This is a genomic window from Streptomyces sp. 8N706, assembly GCF_052245415.1.
GTDB lineage: Bacteria > Actinomycetota > Actinomycetes > Streptomycetales > Streptomycetaceae > Streptomyces.
This window is the reverse complement of record NZ_JBQQBW010000266.1, coordinates 1-534: the sequence shown is the minus strand read 5'-3', so window position 1 is coordinate 534 and position 534 is coordinate 1. Positions and strand designations below refer to the sequence as shown.

At 60.3% G+C, this 534-nt stretch carries 1 rRNA gene; it reads left to right on the top strand.

Annotated features, from left to right (window positions below):
• Positions 1-534 (top strand): 23S ribosomal RNA (locus ACTWQE_RS34195); the annotation flags it as partial.

Sequence of the window (534 nt, the reverse complement as noted above, 5' to 3'; positions counted from 1 at the left end):
GTGGGAAACGTGTGCGCCGATTGACTAAGGGTTCCTGGGTCAAGCTGATCTGCCCAGGGTAAGTCGGGACCTAAGGCGAGGCCGACAGGCGTAGTCGATGGACAACCGGTTGATATTCCGGTACCCGTGACAGTGCGCCAGCGCTGAACCCTCTGATGCTAAGGCCGTGAAGCCGGGTCTGGTCTTCGGACCGGACCTTGGTGGAGCCGCCGGCCCAAGGTGGTAGTAGGTGAGCGATGGGGTGACGCAGGAAGGTAGTCCAGCCCGGGCGGTGGTTGTCCCGGGGTAAGGGTGTAGGGCGCCAGGTAGGTAAATCCGCCTGGCATTGCCTGAGACCTGATGCCGAGCCGATTGCGGCGAAGTGGATGATCCTATGCTGTCGAGAAAAGCCTCTAGCGAGTGCTGTTGCGGCCCGTACCCTAAACCGACTCAGGTGGTCAGGTAGAGAATACCGAGGCGTTCGGGTGAACTATGGTTAAGGAACTCGGCAAAATGCCCCCGTAACTTCGGGAGAAGGGGGGCCATTGCTGGTGA